Here is a 20,767-nt window from a genome sequence, read left to right as displayed (position 1 = left end):
CAAGGAGAAACACATGGCCAGGACCATTGCAGTGATGCAGCCGTATCTGTTCCCGTACCTGGGTTATTTCCAGCTCATTGCCGCCGCAGACGTCTTCGTCCTGGGAGACGACCTGCACTATGTGCGGTCCGGGTGGGTCAATCGCAACCGCATCCTGCACAACGGCCAAGCCAGGCTGATCAGCTTCCCGTTGAAGAAAGACCGCTTTGAGCTGCAGATCAACCAGCGCCAACTGTGTGACCACTTCAGCGATGAAGCCCAACGGCTGATCGATCTGCTTGCTGAAAGTTATTGGGAGGCGCCCTACTTCGCCCAGGTCATGCCGCTGCTGGACCGGCTGATCCGTTTCCCGCAGCGCAACATCGCGCTGTATGCCGAACACGCAATCCGTGAGATGTGCGCTTATCTGCACATCGTCACGCCGATTCTGCGCAGTTCCGACCTGATTCTGGGTAGCGCTGCGGACAAACAAGAGCGCATCATCCGCATCGCTCACACGTTTGAAGCCACCACGTTTATTACCCCGGAAGGCGGATCGGTGCTCTATGACCGTGATCACTTCGCCCGCAACGGTTTGCTGGTGCGGTTTTTCCGGATGAACCCGCTGGTGTATCGGCAGTTCAGAGAGCCTTTCGTCGCTAACCTGTCGATCATCGATGTGCTGATGTTCAACTGCGTCGAGCACGTGCAGCAGATGTTGACCGAGTACGGGCTGGACAAGCATCCGCCCTGCGCCAGACCCGTTTCGATACACGGCCTGACGCCAAAACCTGACGTTGTCCTGACCGGGGCTCACCGGATCGCAGTGGAGTGAAGTGTATGTCTGAAGTCGTTAATAGCTCCGCGCGCTGGTACCTCATCCAGACCAAACCCCGTCAGGAGGCGCGTGCTGCCGAGCACCTGCAACGTCAGCAGTTCGAGTGCTACCGCCCGGTCAAGCACGGCGAGAAGAAACGCGGCTCGCGGGCACCGGCCGAAGAGGAGCTGTTCCCCGGCTACCTGTTCATCCACATGGATCAGGCCAGCGACAACTGGTACCCGATCCGCTCGACCCGGGGCGTGGCGCGAATTGTCACCTTTGGCGGCATGCCGGTTCCGGTGCAGGACGCCTTGATCGAGCAAATTCGCCAGCGTCTGTTGGCACCACCGGCCACGGTCAGCTTTCAAGAAGGTGAAACGGTGCGGATTACCGCCGAGGGTTTCAATGACGTCGAGGCGATCTTCCTGGCCGCCGACGGCGATGAGCGTGCCGTGATTCTGCTCAACCTGCTGCAACGCGAGCAAAAAGTCACCCTGCCGGTCAGCAGCCTGTCGCGGGTACAAGCGCAGGCCTGATAGCGCCTTGCAGCCTTAGCGTTTTGCGCACTGCTTACCCATTCTGATCCACACCTCCTGATTCCCACGGGGCTGATGCTTTCAGCCTCTTGACCCCCCTTCGCCCGGAAATCGCCATGACCCAGAAAACAACGCTGGTGACGCTCACCTATGGTGACCGTTTCAACTACCTGCACACGCTGGTCAGCCGCTCGCTGGAGAGCCCGCTGATCGATCGCGTGATCATCGTCAGCAATGCTTCCACCGCGCCGCTGGACACCCTGCGCCGGACGTGGCCCAACCAGGTCAGCGTCATTTATATGCACGAGAACACCGGTTCCGCGCGGGGCTACTCGGTGGGGATTCAGGCCGCGCTGGACGCCGGCGCCGAGCATATCTGGCTGATGGACGACGATAACGCGCCGACCATCAACGCCATCGCCACGCTGCATCAGGTCCTCGAAGAACGTAAACGCATCGACGGCGAAGACAAGGCCGCCGTGCTGGGCTTTCGACCGACCCATCAGGCGGACATCGCCGCTGGCGTGCCAAAGCGCTTCGCCATTCAGCGACGTTCGAGCTTCTTCGGTTTCCACATCGCGCAGCTGCCGTACAAGATCTGGCGCCGGCTGCCGTGGGGCGCACCGCAGAGCCCGCACAGCAAACTGCCGTTGGTGCAATTGCCGTTCGCCACGTACGGCGGCCTACTCGCCCATCGCAACCTTTACCGCCGCATCGGTCTGCCGCTGGACGCTTTGATGCTGTACGCCGACGACAGCGAATACACCTGGCGCATCACGGCCGGCGGCGGCCGGATCTTTCTGGTGCCGGACGCCTTGCTCGACGACCTGGAAAGCTCGTGGAACATCAAGGCGCGCACCAACAACATTTACGAAAGCTTCCTGTTGGGCGGCTCGGACTTGCGCGCCTACTACGGCGCACGCAATCAGGCCTGGTTCGACAAAAACATCTGGGCCAACTCCTCAGTGCTGTACAGCCTCAACCGCTGGGTGTTTTTCCGCCTGCTGCGGGTGATCGCCAAGCGACGCGGTGCCGAGGAACGCCTTGGCCTGATCGAACAAGCCATCCGTGACGGTGAGTCCGGCGTCCTGGGTCTGAATCAGTCGTATCCACTATGAAAATACTGTTCATCAGCAGCCTGTACGCCCCTCACATTGGAGGCGGCGCGGAAATCATCCTTCAGCGCACCGTCGAAGGCCTGCAACAACGCGGCTGTGACGTCAGCGTGCTGGTGACCGGTCCCGACGCGGGCTTGAGCGTTGACGCAGTGAACGGCGTCAAGGTCTATCGCGCCGGCCTGCGCAACTTCTATTGGCATTTCGGCGCCCAGCGGCCTGGTCGTCTGGCGCGCCTGGGCTGGCACCTGCGCGACCGCTACAACGGCGCGATGCGCCGTTACGTGAAAAAGGTCATCGCCGACGAGCAGCCGCAACTGGTGGTCTGCCACAACCTGGCGGGCTGGTCGGTTTCCGTCTGGGACGAGATCACTGCCGCCGGGCTGCCGATCGTGCAGGTGCTGCATGACATGTACCTGATGTGCCCCAGTAGCAACATGTTCAAGCGCGGCCAGTGCTGCCAACAGCAGTGCGGCACGTGCCAGACCTTCCGCAAGGGCCACGACGCCCGCTCGGCGCAGGTCGCGGCGGTGGTCGGAGTCAGCCGCTTCATCCTCGAAAAACTGCAGCAGCGCGGGTATTTCAGCGCCGCCAGCCCTTACGTGGTGCACAACGCCAGCCCGTTCACGCCGCCGACCGCCTCGCCCCAGCAACGGCGGCAAGCGGACATGGCCGCGAAAACCGCGCCGTTGCGCTTCGGCTACATGGGCACGCTGTCGCATCAAAAAGGCGTGGCCTGGCTGATCGAGCAATTTCAGCGCCTGCCCTTCGACGCCACGCTGCAGATCGCCGGCCGCGGACAGAACGACGACGAAGCCACGTTCAAGGCGCTGGCGAACTCGTCGAATATCAGTTTCGTCGGCTATCAGAAGCCGGAAGTGTTTTACCGCCAGATCGACGTCGCCATCGTGCCTTCACTGTGGAACGAGCCGTTCGGCATGGTCGCCGTTGAAGCCTGCGCCCACTCGGTGCCGGTGATTGCCAGCCGCATGGGTGGTTTGCCGGAAATCATTCAAGACCCGCTCAATGGGCTGCTGTGCGACCCGCAGGATCCCGACTCACTGGCTCAGGCGATGCTGCGATTGCATCAGAACCCGGAATTACTGGCGCGCCTGAGCAGTCAGGCGCGGGTCAGCGTGGCGTCGTTACTGAACCTGGAGTTGATGCTCGACAGTTACGAAAGCATTTTTGCCCAGACGCTGCTGGACGACGTCGCCCAGCGCAGCCGGCAAACCCTGCCCCACCCGGTTTGAACGCATCGGCATGGACGTTCGTCATGCCGACATTATCACCGACGGCCCGCGACCTACCTGAGCAAGCGCTCCGGACCGTGCCTCTTCATTGAGACAAGCCATGCCCATCCCTTACCTGAGCAGGTTACGACGACGCTCGGCGGTCCTGCTGCTGGGCGTATTGATCGTCTGCACCGCGCGGGCTGACGAAGCGTTCATCATCGGCGTCGACACGCACCTGATGAACAAGACCACGACCTCCGGCCGCGCCTTGCAGTTGCTCAAAGCGGCGGGCGTCGACTCGGTGCGTGACGACGCCTACTGGTCCAGCGCCGAGCCCCGACGAGGGTTATTGAAGATCGAGCCGGCGTGGCAGTCGTTTCTGAGCGCAGCCCAGGAACACCGCTTGCGGCCGTTACTGGTTTTGGGCTACGGCAACCCGTTTTACGAGAATTACGCAAAACCGCGAAAACCGTCGGTGCGCGACGCTTACGGCAACTACGCCAGCTTCGTCACGCGCCAGCTCACCGACAGCGTGGACTTCTACGAAATCTGGAACGAGTGGGACAGGGAAAACCCGGTCGACCCGCTGTTCGCCAAGGACTACAGCATCCTCATCGAACAGACGGCCAAGCGTATCCGCGCCAACGAACGACCGATGGTGATTCTGGCCGGTGCCGTGACCAGTCAGGGCATGGACCTGGGCTTTGCCGATCGGCTGATCGAATCCGGGGTGCTCAAGCATGTCGACGGGCTGTCGCTTCACCCTTATGTGTACTGCCGTTCGGATGAGCGCAACACCCCGGAAAACTGGATCGCCTGGCTGCGACGAATCAGCGAAGACCTCAAGGAAAAGAACCGCAACAAAGAACCGGTGCCGCTGTACCTCACCGAGATGGGCTGGCCCAGCAATGACGGGCGTTGCGGCGGTGACGAGAAGACTCAGGCAGCGTTTCTGGCGCGCAGCTTTTTCCTGGCGCAGACGATGCCCAACATTAAAGGCATGTGGTGGAACGGCTTGCTCAACGACGGCCCTGACGGTGGCGATCCGGAGCAAAACTTCGGCCTGCTCAACCAGGACCTCAGCATTAAGCAGGCCTACCTGACGCTGAAGGCTATCAGCCCGACGCTGCATCAATTCCGTTATGACGCGGAAAAGAGCCGCGAGCTTGACTCCCAATACCTGCTGCGATTCGCCAAGGGTTCGGAGCAGATCATGGTCGCCTGGACAGCCGGGCTGCCGCGTTCGATCAAGGTGGACGCCAGCAGCGTGCTGCGCGGCAACGTGCAATACATCGACACCCGCCAGCCGCACAAGGGCCTGGTGGACAGCGGCATCCCGTGGAACTGCAACGACGGGCGTTGCTCGGCGCAAGTGCCGATCGATGAGTTCCCCAAAATAATAAGCCTGGGCACACGCCCGGCACTGTTTGCCTTGCCCTGAATTCTGCTTTTTTACGGCCCGTATCGAGAGCGCCCCTTCATTCAGGGTGCCGACGGGCCCTGCGCACGACCCCTTATCTCTTCTACAGGTCGACCAAATGATTGTGATCAATGCACGTTTTCTGACCCAGGAATTGCGTGGCGTCCAGCGCTTCGCCGAACAGATCTGTCTGGCCCTCAAGCAACTGCGTGACGACGTGGTGTTCGTTTCCCCCCACGGCATTCAAATGCACGAGAGCGCCAAGGCCCTCGACGTGCAGTGCATCGGTCGCCACAGCGGTCATCTGTGGGAGCAACTGGAACTGCCGCGTTATTTGCGTCGTCACGGCAACCCGCTGTTGATTTCCCTGTGCAGCACCGCGCCACTGCTTTACAGCCATCAGATCTCGACTCACCACGACATCAACTACGTGCGCCACCCGGAAAGCTACACCCGCACGTTCCGCCTGCTGTACCGGACCATGACCCCGATCATGCTGGCGCGAAGCAAGTCGCTGCTGACCGTCAGCAGCTTTTCCAAGGGCGAGATCTCGCAGTTTTACAAATACCCCGAGAAGAAAATCTTCGTGGTGCCCAACGCGGTGAGTGGCGCGTTTCACCCAGGTCCGGCACCCAAAGAGCTGCAGGACAAGCAACCGGACTACCTGCTGGCGGTGTCTTCGCCCAGCGCCCACAAGAATTTCAGCCGGATGATCCAAGCGTTCCTGTTGCTGCGCGGCCACGATGACCTGCAACTGCGCATCGTCGGCGGCGCCAGCGGGATCTTCAGCGACGACAACCTGCAGCGCCTGGCCAGTCGCGACCCGCGCATCCGCTTTCTGGGTCGCCTGAGCGACGCCGAATTGATCAGCCAGTACCAGGGCGCGACGGCCTTTGTGTTTCCGTCGCTCTATGAAGGCTTCGGCATTCCGCCTCTGGAAGCACAAGCGTGCGGTTGCCCGGTGCTGGCGGCGAACGCGGCCTCGATTCCTGAAGTGCTTCAGGCCAGCGCGTTGTACTTCGACCCGCTGGACGTGTGCCACATGGCCGCCGCCATGGAGCGAATCCTGACCGACATACCGCTGCGCCAGTCACTGCGGCGACGCGGTTTGAACAACGTGGCGCGGTTTTCCTGGGAAGAGTCGGCGCGACAGGTTTCCCAACGCATCGACGCATTGCTGAGCCCGGCCAGAGACCGGCGCAGCAGCCAGGGCAGCGACGCCCTGGGTCGTGAATCTTCCAGCAAGCTCTGAGGCGTAGACATGAAACGCCTTGCCTATCTCGACGCGTTGCGCGGCATCGCCGCCTTGATGGTGGTCTTCACTCACTTGTACGCACCGGTCATCGGTCACGTATGGGTGCTGGACTACCTGATTGACCCTGGAAAATTAGGGGTGCTGTGGTTTTTCATGATCAGCGGCGTAGTGATCCCCTACAGCCTCAAGCCGGTGCCTGACGGTACCCGGCGCTTTCTGATCTCACGCTTTATGCGTCTGTACCCGGCCTACTGGCTGTCATTGGTGCTGTTTGTGCTGATGCTTGAGCTGCTCGGCGCCCCGCTGCCGTCCTGGCCACAGATCGTCGCCAACCTGACGATGGTGCAGGCGGCACTGGGCTTTGACGATGTGGTGGGCCTGTACTGGACGCTGTTCATCGAGCTGGTGTTCTACGGCTTGTGCCTGGTCTTGTTTATCGCCGGCAAGCTGTATGACCTGGCGTTCCGCGCGCGCTGCTCGCTGGTGTGTCTGCTTGTAGCACTGGCGATGAGCATTGCCCGTGCGCTGACCGATCACAAACTGCCGGTGGCGCTGCCGCTGGCGTTGTCGCTGATGTTCTTCGGCTCGGTGTGGCGCCAGTGGCTGCTGGCCGAACACAGCGCGGCGCTGACGCGGAACCTGAGAATGCTGTTCGCGGCCTTCGCGGTGCTGTTGCCGCCGACGCTGATTCTGGCCTACAGCAAAGACATGGGCACCGGCGAAACCTGGGGCCGCTACTGCTTCACCTACGCCGTGGCGATCGTAAGCTTCGTGGTGCTGACCCGTCGTGTACGCCTGGACCACCCGGCGCTGGTCTGGCTGGGGGCAGTGAGCTACTCGCTGTACCTGCTGCACCCGTCGATGGGCATGCTCAGCGAATACCTGTTGCACGGCACTGACGCACCGGGCCTGGTGGTGGCGCTGGTCGCAACGGCGCTGACCCTGGCCGCCGCTCATCTTTGCTTTCGCTTCATCGAACACCCGTTCATCCAGCTCGGAAAACGCCTCAATAACCGCAACGCCAAGACGCGAGCTGTCAGCGTCTGATTTAGCGCCTGCGCACATGGAAAGGCTATGGACTGCCCGCGCGAGCTTCGCTCGACGTGCCGGGCATCCTTCGGCCGTTAATGCAGAGAATTTCAATGAAAATTGCAATCGTCCACGACTGGCTGGTGACGTACGCCGGTGCCGAAAGGGTATTGGCATCGCTGATCAAAATCTGGCCCGAGGCGGACTTGTTCTCCGTCATCGATTTCCTCAGCGACCAGGACCGCGCCCAATTGGGCGGCAAGGTCGCGACAACCACGTTCATCCAGCGCCTGCCCAAGGCCCGGACCAAATACCAGCGTTACCTGCCGCTGATGCCGATGGCCATCGAGCAACTGGACCTGTCCGGCTACGATTTGATCATCAGCAGCAGTCACGCCGTAGCTAAAGGCGTCTTGTGCGGCCCGGACCAACTGCATGTCAGCTACGTGCATTCGCCGATCCGTTACGCCTGGGACCTGCAGCATCAGTACCTCAAAGAGGCGAACCTGAGCATCGGCCTGAAAGGCAAAGTGGCGCGGATGATCCTGCATTACATGCGCATGTGGGATCAGCGCACGGCCGCAGGGGTCGACGATTTCATTGCCAATTCGCACTTCATCGGCGCGCGCATCACCAAGGCATACCGTCGCGAGTCCACGGTGATCTACCCGCCGGTGGACACCCGCGGCTTCGCGCTTCAGGAACAGAAACAGGACTACTACTTCACCGCTTCGCGCATGGTGCCGTACAAGCGCATGCCGATGATCATCGAAGCCTTCGCGGCAATGCCGGGCAAGCGCCTGGTGGTGATCGGCGACGGTCCGGAAATGGAAAAGGCCAAAGCCGCTGCGGCGCACGCGCCGAATGTGACGCTGCTGGGCTATCAGCCGTTCGCGGTGTTGCAGGAACACATGAGTAACGCCAAGGCGTTCGTCTTCGCCGCCGAAGAAGATTTCGGCATCAGCCCGGTGGAAGCCCAGGCCTGCGGCACGCCAGTCATCGCGTTCGCCAAGGGGGGCGTGGTGGAAACGGTCTGCGGCCTCGACCACCCGCAGCCGACCGGGGTGCTCTACCCGGAGCAAAGCGTGGCGTCGCTGATGGCGGCCATCGAGACGTTCGAGATCAACGGTGCCCGCATCACCGCGCAAGCCTGTCGGGCCAACGCCGAGCGCTTCAGCGAGGCACGCTTCGAACAGGAAATGCGCCAGTTTGTCGAGACGCGCCTGAGCGCATCCCGTCAAAGCCGCCAGCCTGTGTACACCCGGCCGATCCAGATCGCGCCGACGCTGGTCAGCAGCGACCTCTCCGCCCGCGTTGTTCCGATCAAATCCGTCTGAGCGAGCCCAGCCTATGCGCACTCCATTAAGGGGCATCCTGCATGCCCATTCATCGTCGCTGTCCGTCGCCCATCGATTGCTCGATCTGGCGGTCATCGCGGTCGGCGGCTATGGCATCAACGTGCTCACCGGCACACCGATGAGCTCCGAAGCCTGGATGCAGATTCTGCTGGCGGCGGTGGCCTTTCACTGGCTGGCCGAATATCACCAGCTGTATGGCTCGTGGCGTGGCGAGCGCATTGTGCGCGAGCTGTTGAAGGTCGCCAATTACTGGGGCCTGGCCTTCGTGCTGCTGCTGTTTGTCGATTACCTGCTGCTGCAGCCAGACCACCTGGCAGACAACAGCCAGATGGCCTGGTTTGCCGTCGTGCTGGTAGCGCTGTGTGGTTACCGCCTGGCCATTCGCAGCGTGCTGCACACGTTGCGCGCCCAAGGCTTCAACACCCGTCGCGTGGCGATTGTCGGCACGGGCCATTGTGGCGAACGCCTGGCGATGTCGATCGAACGAGCCCCGTGGATGGGCCTGAACCTGCTGGGCTTTTATGACGAAGCGCCGCAGCAGATCGACCTGGCGCGCATCGGTCGGCGCATTTCGGTGCTGGGCGATCTGGATCAACTGATCCAGGACGCGCGCGACGGCAAGATCGACAAGGTTTACATCACCCTCGAACTCGGCGCACAGGAGCGTCTGCAGGCGTTGATCAAGGGTTTGAGCGACACCACCGCGTCGGTCTATGTGATTCCGGACGTGTTCATGTTCGAGTTGCTGCACGCCCGCAGCGAAAGCATCAACGGGCTGCCGAGCATCAGCATTTTCGACTCGCCCATGGACGGCGCCTGGAGCGTGGTCAAGCGTCTGGAAGACATCGTGCTGTCGAGCATCATTCTGACCATGATCGCCCTGCCGCTGACGCTCATCGCCCTGGCCATCAAGCTCACCTCGCCCGGCCCGGTGCTGTTTCGTCAACGCCGTTACGGGCTGGACGGGCGGCCGATCATGGTCTGGAAATTCCGCAGCATGAGCGTGCAGGAAAACGGCGCGGTGGTGACCCAGGCCACGCGCAACGACAGCCGCATCACGCCGCTGGGCGCGTTCCTGCGACGCACCTCGCTGGACGAGCTGCCGCAGTTCTTCAACGTGCTGCGCGGCGAGATGTCCATCGTCGGCCCGCGCCCCCATGCCGTGGCGCACAACGAGCAATACCGCAAGCAGGTGTCGGGCTACATGCTGCGTCACAAGGTCAAGCCGGGCATCACCGGCTGGGCACAGATCAATGGCTGGCGTGGCGAGACCGACACGCTGGACAAAATGCAAAAACGCGTGGAATTCGACCTGCAGTACATCGAGCACTGGTCGGTCTGGCTGGACCTGAAAATCATCCTGCTGACGCTCTTCAAAGGCTTCGTCAACAAGAACGCCTTCTAAAAGAAAAATCTGCCAATAACAACAAACATGGCCAAGGGCTAGTAAGCTCGGCGGGAGGTGCACGGGTGCATGAGCGAATGTGATCCGATGTTCGGTGTAGGTAAGGGATGCAAAGAAATCACTGCGGTGCCAGTACGCACCTATTAGGATTAGAAGGAACATTCATATGAAAGTAACGTTAGCGGTCGTGCTGCTTTCCAGTCTGGTGTTGCAAGGCTGCGCATTCGCCCCCGGTCAATACATGTCTTATGGCGATGTCACGGACAAAGATCCGGACGGGCCCGATGTGACGCTGATCAACATCACCCCCGCCACCCTGGCGCAGCAGCAAAAAACCGCGGCGGCGGCGGCCAAGCCGTTGCCCCCTGAGCTGATGAGCTACAAGACGCCCGAGTACATCGTCGGCCCTGGCGACGCGCTGCTGGTGACCGTGTTCGAACACCCTGAGCTGACCGCCCCGGGCTCCCAGGAGCAACTGGACGCCAACAGCCGCGAAGTGCTGAACGACGGCACGATGTTCTTCCCGTATGTGGGTCGCATCCAGGCCGCCGGCAAGACCGTTTCGCAGATCCGCGATCAACTGCGCATGGGCCTGGCGCCGCAGTACACCGAAGTGAAAGTCGACGTCAAAGTGCTGCGTTACAACAGCCAGCGTGTGCTGCTGTCGGGTGCATTCAAAACCCCCGGCCCGCAGCCGATCACCAACATTCCGCTGAGCCTGGTCCAGGCCATCAGCCAGGCCGGTCTTGACCTGACTGACGCGAACCTCGCGGGCCTGACCCTGCGTCGCGACGGCAAGGATTATGTGATCGACGTTGACTCGCTGAACCGCAAGGATTCGCAGATCAGCAAGATCTTCCTGAAAGACGGCGATTACCTGCACCTCAACAGCAACTCGAAAAACAAGATCTACGTATTGGGTGAAGTTCAGCGCCCACAGGTGATCTCGTTCAGCACCACCAGCGTTTCCTTGCTGGAAGCACTGGGCACCTCCGGCGGTCTGAGCCCCGATGCGGCCGATGGCGACGCGGTGTACGTGATTCGTGCGCAGGACGCCACCCACGCCGCGACGGTCTACCACCTGGCGGCGAAGAAGCCGACCAGCTTTGCGCTGGCCAAAGGCTTTGAGCTCGAAGCCCAGGACGTCGTGTTCGTTGGCCCTGCCAACATCACGCGCTGGAGCCGCTACGTGAGCCAGTTGCTGGGTTCGAACAACATCATCCAGACGGGTGCCATGTTCAGGAATTGAGTGCCGGCGACACGCTTGAAGCTTGAGGCTGACAGCAGAGCAACAGAGAAATCCCCGCAGTGGTCCGACTGCGGGGATTTTTTTTGGATTGAATTCAGTGGCGCCAGGTGTTGCTGGCGCAACAGCGAATCAGCAGCTGCGTGCGCGGGGATCAACAGTGTGGAGCATGCGGGTGGCGGGCGGCGGTGCCTGGCCACTGGCCTGACGGGAGCAACGGCTGATCCAGCGCGCTGGCACGCATGCTGCTTGAGTCCAGCAAAGGGTCTTCACGCCCATTATTTCGCGTTGAACGCGGCCTGCTAGGTGCCTGGCACCTCGGGTGACTGACCCCAAGGAAACAACACATGTTGGTAGTCTCGATTTCAGGTAGCCCTTCCACACGATCGCGCTCGGGCGTGGTGCTGCAGCACGCTGCGCACTGGCTGAGGGACCGTGGCGTGGAAGTGAACGGTGTGCGTATTCAGGATTTCAACGCCGAGGATCTGTTGTACGCCAGATTCGACAGCCCGCAGGTGGTGGCCTTCATCGAAGCGGTGGCCAAGGCAGACGGTTTACTGATCGGCACGCCGGTGTACAAGGCGTCGTTTTCGGGGGCGTTGAAGACGCTGCTCGACCTGCTGCCGGAGCGTTCGCTGCACGGCAAAGTGGTATTGCCGATTGCCACCGGAGGGAGCATTGCGCACATGTTGGCGGTGGATTACGCCCTGAAGCCCGTGCTGTCGGCGTTGAAATGCCAGGAAGTGCTGCATGGGGTGTTCGCCATCGACAGCCAGATCAGCTACGGCGAGAACGTGTTGGGCGGTGACCTGGATGAACTGCTGACCCAGCGTCTGCATGACGGGCTGGATCACTTTCTACTGGGCCTGCAACACCGGACCCATGCGCGTCACAAGGAAGCGGGCGGGCATTTGAAACTGGCGTTGTAGGTTTTCCGGCTCAACCCTGACGGGCTTTCGAAGGGGCGCTGACTTCAGCGTTCACTTCGCCGCGGTCATCGAACGCGTGGGCACGTTGCAGTTGCGGCTGCGCCATCAGTTGAGCCTTGCGGGCCTGGAATTCGTCGTAGGACAAACCGCGACGGTTAAGGTCTTCGAGGGCCAACTGTTGGGTTTCTTCAGCGCTGTAGGGGCGCAGTTCGGGATGATTGCCAGCGGCACAACCGGCAAGAACGGAGGCGGAGAGTAACAGGGAGAGGGCAAGAAGACGGTTCATTGGGAGCCTCCATTCGGCTCGTTTCTGGAATGAAGCCAAGGCTACGCGCCGCGCCTTTCCAGCAGAAATCAGTCGTCTTGATAGTCGCTATCGGATTGGCGCGTAGGGAGGGTTACACCGACGCATCTGCCAGCATGGAACCTGTGGGAGCGACCGGGGTGGCGTCCCACCTTGCTCGCGAAGGCAGAGTGTCAGGCGATTGATTCGTCACAGACAGAATGCATTCGCGAGCAAGCTCGCTCCCACAGGTAAGGCGCCGGGTCTGGAGGATGGGGATCTCCCACATTGCTCAGCGCTGTCTCTGAAAGATCGTCAGACCAGAAAGTGCCACAGCAGCGACGTGCCGATCAGGCCCACCACCGAAACGATGGTCTGCAGCACCGACCACACCCAAATCGTCTGCTTCAATTGCAAGCCGAAGTATTCGCGGACCATCCAGAACCCTGCATCGTTGACGTGGCAGAAGAACACCGAGCCCGCCCCGATCACCAGCGCCACCAACGACGCTTCCACCGGCGCCAGCCCGGCCATCATCGGCGCAAGAATGCCTGCCGTGGTGGTCGTCGCAACGGTGGCCGAACCGGTGGCCTGGCGCAGCGCGACCGCAATCAACCAGGCCAGCAGCAGGTACGGCATGTGTGCGCCTTCGGCCACTTTACTGATGGTCTGGCTGACTCCGGCGTCCAGCAAGGTCTGCTTCAAGCCGCCACCCGCGCCAATGGTCAGCAGGAGCACGGCAATCGGCGCCAGACTCTTGCGCAACGTGCCGCCCACTTGCTCGCGGGAGATGCCGTTGGCCCAGCCCAGGCACACCGTCGCGGCCAGCACCGCAATACCCAGGGCCACCAACGGCTCGCCGAGGAATTTCAATGTCAGCGCAGTGTTGCTTTCCGGGTCCATGGCGACTTTGGCCAGGGTGCTGCCAAGCATCAGGATCACTGGCAACAGGATGATCAGCAGCGAAATGCCGAAACTCGGTTGACGCGAGGCATTGGATTTGGCGGAAAACAGCTCGCCCAGCTCCGCCGGCGCTTCAATGTGCATGCGCCTGGAGAGCCAGTTGCCGTACAAGGGACCGGCCAGAATCACCGCCGGCACCGCGACGCAGAAGCCCAGCAACATCGTCAGGCCCAGATCGGCATGCAGGGCGGCGACGGCAATCAACGGCCCTGGGTGCGGCGGCATCAGGGCATGCAGCGTGGTCATGCCGGCCAGCGCCGGGATCGCGATCTTCAGCAGTGGCTGATTGGACTGGCGCGCCATGACGAAGATGATCGGCACCATCATCACCAGACCCACTTCGAAAAACAGCGGCAGGCCGATGACCATGGCAACCAGCGCCATGACCCACGGCAGCATCTTGCCCTTGCCCAGCCCCAGCAGCGTTGACGCAATGCGGTCGGCCGCGCCGGATTCGGCCATCAGCGCACCGAGCATGGCCCCCAAAGCGATGATGATCCCGGCTTCACCCAGAATCCCGCCCGCGCCCTTGCTGAACGCCTTCGCCACTGCCTCCGCTGGCAACCCCGCACCTATCCCTGCGATGAATGTGCCCACCAGAATCGACAGAAACGGCGGGAGCTTGGTAGCGCTGATCAGCACGATGATGGTGGCAATGGCGATCAGGCAGCAGATGATCAGGCGGGTGTCATGAAACACCCAGGCAGCAGACGACAGATCCAACGCGGACCCCCTTATCGTTCGGTTTTTGATGCAGGATGGATTGAAACAATTTGTTTCAACCGGCCGCACGATACCGGATGCGGCATTGCGTCGCAGTTAAATTTTCACAGGAAATGGCCGTTTCGCTGCACTAGTCCCGTGCCGCATCGACGCGCGCGCATTCGATCAAGACCTCGCGCAGTCCCTGCGCCGCTGCCGACAATTGGTGATCCGCCTGGGTCATCAAGCCGATGCGGCGTTCGATGCGTGGCCCCTCCAGCGCCACGCAGCGGGCGCCCAACTCCTCCATCTGAGCGATGCACAGCGACGGCACCGCGCTGACGCCCAGGCCATTGGCGACCATGCGCCCGACCGTGGAGAGCTGATGGCTTTCAAACGCCACCGACAGTTTGCCGTGCTGACTCTGCAGGTCCTGTTCCAGCAGCAGACGCACCGCCGAGGGGCGTTGCAGGGTGATGAAGTCGTGACGCAAAAGTTCGTCCCAGTCCACCTCGCTGCGCGCGGCCAGTGGCGAGTCCTTGGGCACGACGGCGACGAAGCGGTCCATGTAGAACGGGGTGAAGGTCAGGTTGGTGCCGGCCTCGGGTTCGAAGCCAATGCCCAGCTCGACCCGCCGATGCCCGACCATTTCGATCACTTGCTCGTTGATCACGTCATGCACTGCCACGTTCACCCGCGGGTAGCGCTGGCGAAACACCTTCAGCGCGGCGGGTAGCAGGTTGCCCGCATAGGACGGCATGGCTGCGACTGAGACCTTGCCCATTTGCAGGGTGAATCGCTGGCGCAGCAACTCTTCAGTGTTGTCCCAGTCGGCGAGCAACTGCCGGGCCAGCGGCAGCAACGCCTCGCCCTCCGGCGTCAGGCTGACACTGCGCGTGGTACGCGTCAGCAGTGGCCCGCCCAAGTCCTCCTCCAGCGCCTTGATGGTCAGGCTCAACGCAGGCTGCGAGACATGCAGCCGCTCGCCGGCCTGCGCGAAACTCAGGCACTGCGCCACCGCCAGAAAGGCCCGAAGCTGTTTGACGTTCATATATTTGGATTACTTATCAATCAATCAAGAAAACAAAATTAACAAATCAGTGCGTGCGAGAGAAGATGCAGGCAACGCTCTCCGATGCTTTGATTGTCGGACACAACTACAAATAAGGCGGGATATCACCATGGCTGGACTCGACAAACGCGTGGCGACTTACGCAGAAGCCCTTGCCGGGCTGACCGACAACATGACCGTGCTGTCCGGCGGTTTCGGTCTTTGCGGCATTCCTGAAAACCTCATTGCTGAAATCAAACGCATGGGTGTGAAAGGCCTGACGGTCGTTTCCAACAACTGCGGCGTCGACGGCTTTGGCCTCGGCATCCTCCTTGAGGACCGGCAGATCCGCAAAATGGTCGCGTCCTACGTCGGCGAAAACGCTCTGTTCGAGCGCCAACTGCTCAGCGGCGAGCTGGAAGTCGAGCTGACCCCACAAGGTACTCTGGCCGAAAAAATGCGCGCAGGCGGTGCCGGCATTCCGGCGTTCTACACCGCCACCGGGTACGGCACGCCCGTCGCTGAAGGCAAGGAAACCCGCCAGTTCAACGGCCGAAACGTGATCCTGGAAGAAGCCATCACCGGTGATTTCGCGATCGTCAAAGGCTGGAAAGCCGACCACTTCGGCAACGTGGTCTACCGTCACACCGCGCAGAACTTCAATCCAGTGGTGGCCACGGCCGGCAAGATCACCGTGGTGGAAGTCGAAGAGATCGTCGAGCCCGGCGTGCTGCTGCCAACCGAAATCCACACCCCGGGTATCTATGTCGATCGCGTGATTCTGGGCACGTTCGAGAAACGCATCGAACAGCGAACCGTGAGAAAAGCCTGACGTCAGCGTCGGACTCCAACCGCTTTCCTCCCTTTGTATCCCCGGCTCCCACAGGCCGGACAGAATAAAAGAGACCCAAGACCATGGCACTCTCCCGCGAACAAATGGCACAGCGCGTTGCCCGTGAATTGCAAGACGGCTTCTACGTGAACCTGGGCATCGGCATTCCGACCCTGGTCGCCAACTACGTCCCGGACGGCATCGACGTGATGCTGCAATCGGAAAACGGTTTACTCGGCATGGGCGCCTTTCCGACCGAGGAAACCATCGACGCCGACATGATCAACGCCGGCAAACAGACCGTGACGGCGCGCAAGGGCGCGTCGATTTTCTCGTCGGCCGAGTCGTTCGCCATGATCCGTGGCGGCCACGTCGACTTGACCGTGTTGGGTGCGTTCGAGGTGGACGTCGAAGGCAATATTGCGTCGTGGATGATTCCCGGCAAGCTGGTCAAGGGCATGGGCGGCGCAATGGACCTGGTCGCCGGTGCCGACAACATCATCGTGACCATGACCCACGCGTCCAAGGACGGCGAGTCCAAGTTACTGTCGCGCTGCAGCCTGCCGCTGACCGGCGCCGGCTGCATCAAGAAAGTGCTGACCGACCTCGCCTACCTGGAAATTGAAAACGGCGCGTTCGTGCTGCGCGAGACCGCCCCGGGTGTGACGGTAGAGGAAATCATTGCCAAGACCGCCGGTAAGCTGATCGTGCCGGATGATGTCGTGGAAATGACGTTCTGATGGGTCCGCGATGGCACGCTCCTGCAGGATCCGTGTGATGTCCCAGGCTCTGGCCACACCTTAAGCGTTCGCGACACCCGCACCTGTTTCAGACCGCCCTGCCCTTTCAGCGATGAAGGGGCTTTGCCGTCTCTGAGCCGGTGTTTTTTTGCGTCACTGCCCACACTTGAAACTGCTGTCCCCTAAAACCTGAACAATAACGACAAGAGGTAACACACGTGGCCGCCGACATCGAAGAAAGCCGCTCCGCCCGCTTTGCCCTGCGTTGCGCCAAATGGGCGGAACGCTGGTTCCCGGACTCCTGGGTGTTCGCTGCGTTGGCCGTGGTCATCGTCACCCTCGCCACCCTGGCCATCGGCGCCAAGCCCGCCGACACCGCCAAAGCCTTCGGCGACGGTTTCTGGAGCCTGATCCCCTTCACCATGCAAATGGCGTTCGTGGTCATTGGCGGCTACGTCGTCGCCAGTTCGCCGCCGGCGGTCAAGCTGATCGACCGCCTGGCGCGGATTCCCAAGAATGGCCGTTCTGCAGTGGCCTGGGTCGCACTGATCAGCATGGTGGCGTCGCTGCTCAACTGGGGACTGTCGCTGGTGTTCGGCGGCTTGCTGGTGCGTGCCCTCGCCCGCCGTACTGATTTGAAAATGGACTACCGCGCTGCCGGCGCCGCTGCTTATCTGGGTCTGGGCGCCGTCTGGGCGTTGGGCCTGTCGTCCTCCGCCGCGCAATTGCAAGCCAACCCGGCCAGCCTGCCGCCGTCGATTCTGTCGATCACCGGCGTCATTCCGTTCACCCAGACCATCTTCCTCTGGCAGTCCGGCGTCATGCTGCTGGCGTTGGTGGTGGTCTCGATCATCATCGCGTACGCCACGGCGCCCGGCCCGGCCAATGCCCGCGATGCCGAGGCGTGCGGCATTGACCCAAGCTTCAGCCTGCCACCGCTGCCGCCGCGCACACGTCCGGGCGAATGGCTGGAATACAGCCCGTTGTTGATCATCCTCATGGTCGCGCTGGCGTCCGGCTGGCTGTACAACGAGTTCAGCAGCAAACCCGCGATTACCGCGATTTCAGGCCTGAACACGTACAACTTCCTGTTCATCATGGTCGGCGCGCTGCTGCACTGGCGTCCGCGCAGTTTCCTCGATGCCGTGGCCCGCGCCGTGCCGACCACCACCGGCGTGCTGATTCAGTTTCCGCTATATGGCTCGATTGCCGCGCTGCTGACAACCGTCAAGGGCGGCGACGCGCAAACCGTCGCGCACCACATCTCGACGTTCTTCACCAGCATCGCGTCCCACGACACCTATGCGCTGCTGATGGGCGTGTACTCGGCGATTCTGGGGTTCTTCATCCCGTCCGGCGGCGGCAAGTGGATCATCGAGGCGCCGTACGTGATGCAGGTCGCCAATGACCTCAAATATCACCTCGGTTGGGCGGTGCAAATCTACAACGCCGCCGAAGCGCTGCCGAACCTGATCAACCCGTTCTATATGCTGCCGCTGCTGGGTGTCCTCGGCCTCAAGGCGCGAGATTTGATCGGTTTCTCGTTCGTCCAGTTGCTGGTGCACACGCCGCTGGTGTTGTTCCTGCTGTGGGTGCTGGGCACGACGTTGGCGTACGTCCCGCCTGTCATGCCTTGATGGAGTCGAGACCCAGGTGCGCCGAGGACGAACTCGGCGCGCTTCCCTCTGCAGGCCACATTCTGTAGAAGCCGGCTCGCTGGCGAAGGTGCTGTGCCAGTCGCTGGACATGTCACGACCGCGTTCGCCAGCAAGCCGGCTTATGTGTACGACCCACATGGGCCGGTGGCTGCAAAACCACCGTCGAAATGGGCCTGACCGAGCATCAACGTCCGAAACTGTACTCCCGCTCCACTCTGGAAACCCGCGTCGTGCATTGCCGGTACCAGGTCGAACGGCCGCGCTCACGGATCTCCCGATGTTGCGGATGTTCCTTCCAGGCCAGGATCGCTTCCTCACTGGCCCAGTAGGACACGGTGACGCCCAGCCCATTGTCACCGCGGGCCGATTCCACACCGAGAAAACCCGGCTGCTGACGAACCAGGTCGAGCATTCGCTGCGCTGCCTCGTCATATTCCCGTGCTTCGCGCTCAGTGCGCAGCGAGGTGAAAATCACCGCGTAATACGGCACGCCAAACGTTTCTGCCAATGTCATGCCTCTCACTCCTCCGCCGCGCAGGCCCGCACAAACGCCTTCACCAGCGGCGGTGTGCGGTCCTCCAGTGCCGCGCGCTCCGGCTGAAACAACGTGGCGATGAAAAACGGATGACCGTCCAGCTCCATCGCGCGGACCTCGTCGTCGTGGTCATGGCCGGATACTTTCAGCGGGCCGGCAAAAACCTCTCCCTCCAGTTCCTTGCGCAAACCGTAGCGGCAGCGGTAGCGCTCTTGGGTTTCCAGCGCGTCGTAGGCAGCGGCGATCCGTGAGCCCGCCCGCAGTCGAATCGGCGCGACGGCCTCGACCAGTGAACAACTTAACGGCGTGATGATCGCGTTCTTGGCGTGCGGCGCCGTCTCGGCGTGCTCGGCATCGGCCCAGCCCAGGCAATTGCGCGCGTATTCCAGCAGCGCATGCTGGAAACCGCCGCACGTCCCGAGGAAGGGAACCTGTCGCTCGCGGGCGAAGCGAATCGCCGTCAGCGCGCCGTGCATGTCGCGGTAAGGGCTGGCCGGCACGCACCAGATCCCATCGAATGCGTGCAGGCTCGCGCCAGTCCCGACGTCCGTGGTGGCGAGCCATTGGGCGTCGACAGCAACGCCCGTTTCGTTCGCCACCCTGTCCAGTGCCACCGGTATCGCCTGATGCGCGGGCACGTCCGGGTCGTAGTCACCCACTAATGCGATGCGGATTTTCGGCGGTTGAGTCATGCGTGCTCCCTGATATCAAAACGCTTTGCGTAAGGTCCGGCCGCGACTATAAGCTTGTCGCCATGCAATCAGAATTGGCGTCCAGGCAAGTGATCAATGCAGCCGCGCACTATCGAATCAACCATGCCGACCTCACGCTTGTCCTCGCGCTGGTGCGCGGCCGGACACTGGCCAAAGCCGCCGAACTGCTGAAGGTTGACGTCTCGACCGTGTTCCGCTCGGTGCGCCGTATGGAAAAGGCGATGGGCACGGCGCTTTTTGACAAGAGCCGCGCGGGCTATGTGCCAACGAGTGCGGCACTGGTGCTTGCACAGCAGGCCGAGAGCGCCGAAAACGCGCTGGCGCTGGCGCAATTGAGTCTCGAGCAGGGCCGACACATCGTCAGCGGCACGGTGCGGCTGACCTGCACCGAAGCCGTGCTGCAAAGCCTGTTGCTCCCGGCCTTGAGCCGCTTCATGCCCGACTACCCGGGGCTGAAGCTGGAACTGGACACCTCCAGTAGCTTCGCCAATTTGAGCCGCCGCGACGCCGACATCGCGTTGCGCCTGACCCACGCACCGCCTGAGCACCTGGTGGGCACTCGCCTTGGCACGGTTTCGTATCGGGTCTGTTCCAGCGATGCCTACGCGCGACGTTGCGGCGATCTGGCCCTGGGCGACATGGACTGGATCGCTCCCGACGACTTCCTTCCCGACCACCCGACCGTGACATGGCGGCGCCAGCACTTACCCAAGGTGAATCTGGCCTACCGCTGCAGCTCCATGTTGGCGGTGGCGCAATTGGTGCGCGCAGGCATGGGCGTGGCAGCGCTGCCTGATTTCATGCTGGGGGACGGTGACGTTCATTCCCTGAGCGAGGCGATCGAGGGCCATGACACCGGGCTGTGGCTGCTGACGCGCCCGGATTGCCGAGCGTTGCGCTCGGTGTCAGCGCTGTTCAGGGAACTCAGCCAGGCGATTGAGCTGTAGGGCAGACGGTCCGGGA

Annotated in this window: 20 protein-coding genes; 15 read left to right on the top strand and 5 right to left on the bottom strand. The window is 61.8% G+C overall.

All coding sequences use genetic code 11. The annotated features are described in order from the left end of the window. The first annotated feature begins 13 nt into the window (after positions 1-13). The 11 genes from VF672_RS20435 (at position 14) to ssuE (ending at position 12,327) form a co-directional block, all read left to right on the top strand. Positions 14-814 (top strand): WbqC family protein, encoded by an 801-nt coding sequence (locus VF672_RS20435; RefSeq protein ID WP_331106350.1) that lies wholly within the window; start codon positions 14-16, stop codon positions 812-814. Between the two features lie 5 nt (positions 815-819). After that, positions 820-1,335, top strand: a complete 516-nt coding sequence (gene rfaH, locus VF672_RS20430; protein ID WP_331106349.1) for a transcription/translation regulatory transformer protein RfaH — start codon at positions 820-822, stop codon at positions 1,333-1,335. Positions 1,336-1,451: 116 nt separating this feature from the next. Continuing rightward, entirely contained in the window at positions 1,452-2,453 is a 1,002-nt protein-coding gene (locus tag VF672_RS20425) for a glycosyltransferase (protein ID WP_331106348.1), read from the top strand. Next, positions 2,450-3,703 (top strand): glycosyltransferase family 4 protein, encoded by a 1,254-nt coding sequence (locus VF672_RS20420; RefSeq protein ID WP_331106347.1) that lies wholly within the window; start codon positions 2,450-2,452, stop codon positions 3,701-3,703. Before VF672_RS20425 ends, VF672_RS20420 begins: the two co-directional genes overlap by 4 nt. A 100-nt stretch (positions 3,704-3,803) precedes the next feature. Beyond that, positions 3,804-5,126 carry a hypothetical protein gene (locus VF672_RS20415; protein ID WP_331106346.1) on the top strand — a complete coding sequence of 441 codons (1,323 nt, stop codon included), beginning with the start codon at positions 3,804-3,806 and terminating at the stop codon, positions 5,124-5,126. Positions 5,127-5,223: 97 nt separating this feature from the next. After that, positions 5,224-6,357 (top strand): glycosyltransferase family 1 protein, encoded by a 1,134-nt coding sequence (locus VF672_RS20410; protein ID WP_331106345.1) that lies wholly within the window; start codon positions 5,224-5,226, stop codon positions 6,355-6,357. 9 nt (positions 6,358-6,366) lie between these two features. Then, entirely contained in the window at positions 6,367-7,407 is a 1,041-nt protein-coding gene (locus VF672_RS20405; protein WP_331106344.1) for an acyltransferase, read from the top strand. Positions 7,408-7,502: 95 nt separating this feature from the next. Beyond that, positions 7,503-8,726: a glycosyltransferase family 4 protein gene (locus tag VF672_RS20400; RefSeq protein WP_331106343.1), complete on the top strand. Its 1,224-nt coding sequence runs from the start codon at positions 7,503-7,505 to the stop codon at positions 8,724-8,726. Between the two features lie 13 nt (positions 8,727-8,739). After that, positions 8,740-10,152 carry an undecaprenyl-phosphate glucose phosphotransferase gene (locus VF672_RS20395; RefSeq protein ID WP_331106342.1) on the top strand — a complete coding sequence of 471 codons (1,413 nt, stop codon included), beginning with the start codon at positions 8,740-8,742 and terminating at the stop codon, positions 10,150-10,152. Between the two features lie 166 nt (positions 10,153-10,318). Then, a complete protein-coding gene (locus VF672_RS20390) occupies positions 10,319-11,401 on the top strand; it encodes a polysaccharide biosynthesis/export family protein (protein ID WP_331106341.1) in 1,083 nt (360 codons plus the stop codon). Between the two features lie 344 nt (positions 11,402-11,745). After that, positions 11,746-12,327, top strand: a complete 582-nt coding sequence (ssuE, locus tag VF672_RS20385) for an NADPH-dependent FMN reductase (protein ID WP_331106340.1) — start codon at positions 11,746-11,748, stop codon at positions 12,325-12,327. A 10-nt stretch (positions 12,328-12,337) separates the two neighbouring features. Here ssuE and VF672_RS20380 read toward each other — a convergent pair whose 3' ends face one another. From VF672_RS20380 to VF672_RS20370, 3 genes are all read right to left on the bottom strand, one after another. Next, on the bottom strand, positions 12,338-12,613 hold the full coding sequence (locus VF672_RS20380) for a hypothetical protein (protein WP_331106339.1): 276 nt from the start codon (positions 12,611-12,613) through the stop codon (positions 12,338-12,340). 312 nt (positions 12,614-12,925) lie between these two features. Further along, the gene (locus VF672_RS20375) at positions 12,926-14,296 is read right to left on the bottom strand and encodes a gluconate:H+ symporter (RefSeq protein WP_331106338.1); all 1,371 of its coding nucleotides are present in this window, start codon (positions 14,294-14,296) and stop codon (positions 12,926-12,928) included. 130 nt (positions 14,297-14,426) lie between these two features. Then, positions 14,427-15,326, bottom strand: coding sequence for a LysR family transcriptional regulator (locus VF672_RS20370; RefSeq protein ID WP_331106337.1), 900 nt, complete (start codon positions 15,324-15,326; stop codon positions 14,427-14,429). Positions 15,327-15,456: 130 nt separating this feature from the next. Here VF672_RS20370 and VF672_RS20365 point away from each other — a divergent pair, with 130 nt between their 5' ends. The 3 genes from VF672_RS20365 (at position 15,457) to VF672_RS20355 (ending at position 18,535) form a co-directional block, all read left to right on the top strand. Continuing rightward, positions 15,457-16,158, top strand: a complete 702-nt coding sequence (locus VF672_RS20365) for a CoA transferase subunit A (protein ID WP_037013408.1) — start codon at positions 15,457-15,459, stop codon at positions 16,156-16,158. 83 nt (positions 16,159-16,241) lie between these two features. After that, a complete protein-coding gene (locus tag VF672_RS20360; RefSeq protein ID WP_331106336.1) occupies positions 16,242-16,898 on the top strand; it encodes a CoA transferase subunit B in 657 nt (218 codons plus the stop codon). Between the two features lie 218 nt (positions 16,899-17,116). Beyond that, positions 17,117-18,535 carry a short-chain fatty acid transporter gene (locus VF672_RS20355; RefSeq protein ID WP_331106335.1) on the top strand — a complete coding sequence of 473 codons (1,419 nt, stop codon included), beginning with the start codon at positions 17,117-17,119 and terminating at the stop codon, positions 18,533-18,535. Between the two features lie 205 nt (positions 18,536-18,740). On the opposite strand, the gene VF672_RS20350 is transcribed toward VF672_RS20355, so the two are convergent. Next, positions 18,741-19,070, bottom strand: a complete 330-nt coding sequence (locus VF672_RS20350) for an antibiotic biosynthesis monooxygenase (RefSeq protein WP_331106334.1) — start codon at positions 19,068-19,070, stop codon at positions 18,741-18,743. Positions 19,071-19,075: 5 nt separating this feature from the next. Next, positions 19,076-19,783 (bottom strand): CTP synthase C-terminal region-related (seleno)protein, encoded by a 708-nt coding sequence (locus tag VF672_RS20345; protein WP_331106333.1) that lies wholly within the window; start codon positions 19,781-19,783, stop codon positions 19,076-19,078. A 62-nt stretch (positions 19,784-19,845) separates the two neighbouring features. Here VF672_RS20345 and VF672_RS20340 point away from each other — a divergent pair, with 62 nt between their 5' ends. Beyond that, complete coding sequence (locus tag VF672_RS20340) at positions 19,846-20,751, top strand: LysR family transcriptional regulator (RefSeq protein ID WP_331106332.1); 906 nt, start codon at positions 19,846-19,848, stop codon at positions 20,749-20,751. Positions 20,752-20,767 lie beyond the last annotated feature (16 nt).

Source organism: Pseudomonas sp., assembly GCF_036387035.1.
In the GTDB taxonomy this organism is placed as follows: domain Bacteria; phylum Pseudomonadota; class Gammaproteobacteria; order Pseudomonadales; family Pseudomonadaceae; genus Aquipseudomonas.
Note: the sequence above shows the minus strand (reverse complement) of the source record. Positions and strands in the feature narration are given on the sequence as shown.

Bases quoted from the DNA above. Each gene is read 5' to 3' on its own strand.
- VF672_RS20400 (WP_331106343.1), top strand. From the start codon at position 7,503: ATGAAAATTGCAATCGTCCACGACTGGCTGGTGACGTACGCCGGTGCC.
- VF672_RS20365 (WP_037013408.1), top strand. From the start codon at position 15,457: ATGGCTGGACTCGACAAACGCGTGGCGACTTACGCAGAAGCCCTTGCC.
- VF672_RS20345 (WP_331106333.1), bottom strand. From the start codon at position 19,783: ATGACTCAACCGCCGAAAATCCGCATCGCATTAGTGGGTGACTACGAC.
- VF672_RS20405 (WP_331106344.1), top strand. From the start codon at position 6,367: ATGAAACGCCTTGCCTATCTCGACGCGTTGCGCGGCATCGCCGCCTTG.
- VF672_RS20370 (WP_331106337.1), bottom strand. From the start codon at position 15,326: ATGAACGTCAAACAGCTTCGGGCCTTTCTGGCGGTGGCGCAGTGCCTG.
- VF672_RS20380 (WP_331106339.1), bottom strand. From the start codon at position 12,613: ATGAACCGTCTTCTTGCCCTCTCCCTGTTACTCTCCGCCTCCGTTCTT.
- VF672_RS20395 (WP_331106342.1), top strand. From the start codon at position 8,740: ATGCGCACTCCATTAAGGGGCATCCTGCATGCCCATTCATCGTCGCTG.
- rfaH (WP_331106349.1), top strand. From the start codon at position 820: ATGTCTGAAGTCGTTAATAGCTCCGCGCGCTGGTACCTCATCCAGACC.
- VF672_RS20435 (WP_331106350.1), top strand. From the start codon at position 14: ATGGCCAGGACCATTGCAGTGATGCAGCCGTATCTGTTCCCGTACCTG.
- ssuE (WP_331106340.1), top strand. From the start codon at position 11,746: ATGTTGGTAGTCTCGATTTCAGGTAGCCCTTCCACACGATCGCGCTCG.
- VF672_RS20420 (WP_331106347.1), top strand. From the start codon at position 2,450: ATGAAAATACTGTTCATCAGCAGCCTGTACGCCCCTCACATTGGAGGC.
- VF672_RS20415 (WP_331106346.1), top strand. From the start codon at position 3,804: ATGCCCATCCCTTACCTGAGCAGGTTACGACGACGCTCGGCGGTCCTG.
- VF672_RS20425 (WP_331106348.1), top strand. From the start codon at position 1,452: ATGACCCAGAAAACAACGCTGGTGACGCTCACCTATGGTGACCGTTTC.
- VF672_RS20410 (WP_331106345.1), top strand. From the start codon at position 5,224: ATGATTGTGATCAATGCACGTTTTCTGACCCAGGAATTGCGTGGCGTC.
- VF672_RS20350 (WP_331106334.1), bottom strand. From the start codon at position 19,070: ATGACATTGGCAGAAACGTTTGGCGTGCCGTATTACGCGGTGATTTTC.
- VF672_RS20340 (WP_331106332.1), top strand. From the start codon at position 19,846: ATGCAATCAGAATTGGCGTCCAGGCAAGTGATCAATGCAGCCGCGCAC.
- VF672_RS20360 (WP_331106336.1), top strand. From the start codon at position 16,242: ATGGCACTCTCCCGCGAACAAATGGCACAGCGCGTTGCCCGTGAATTG.
- VF672_RS20390 (WP_331106341.1), top strand. From the start codon at position 10,319: ATGAAAGTAACGTTAGCGGTCGTGCTGCTTTCCAGTCTGGTGTTGCAA.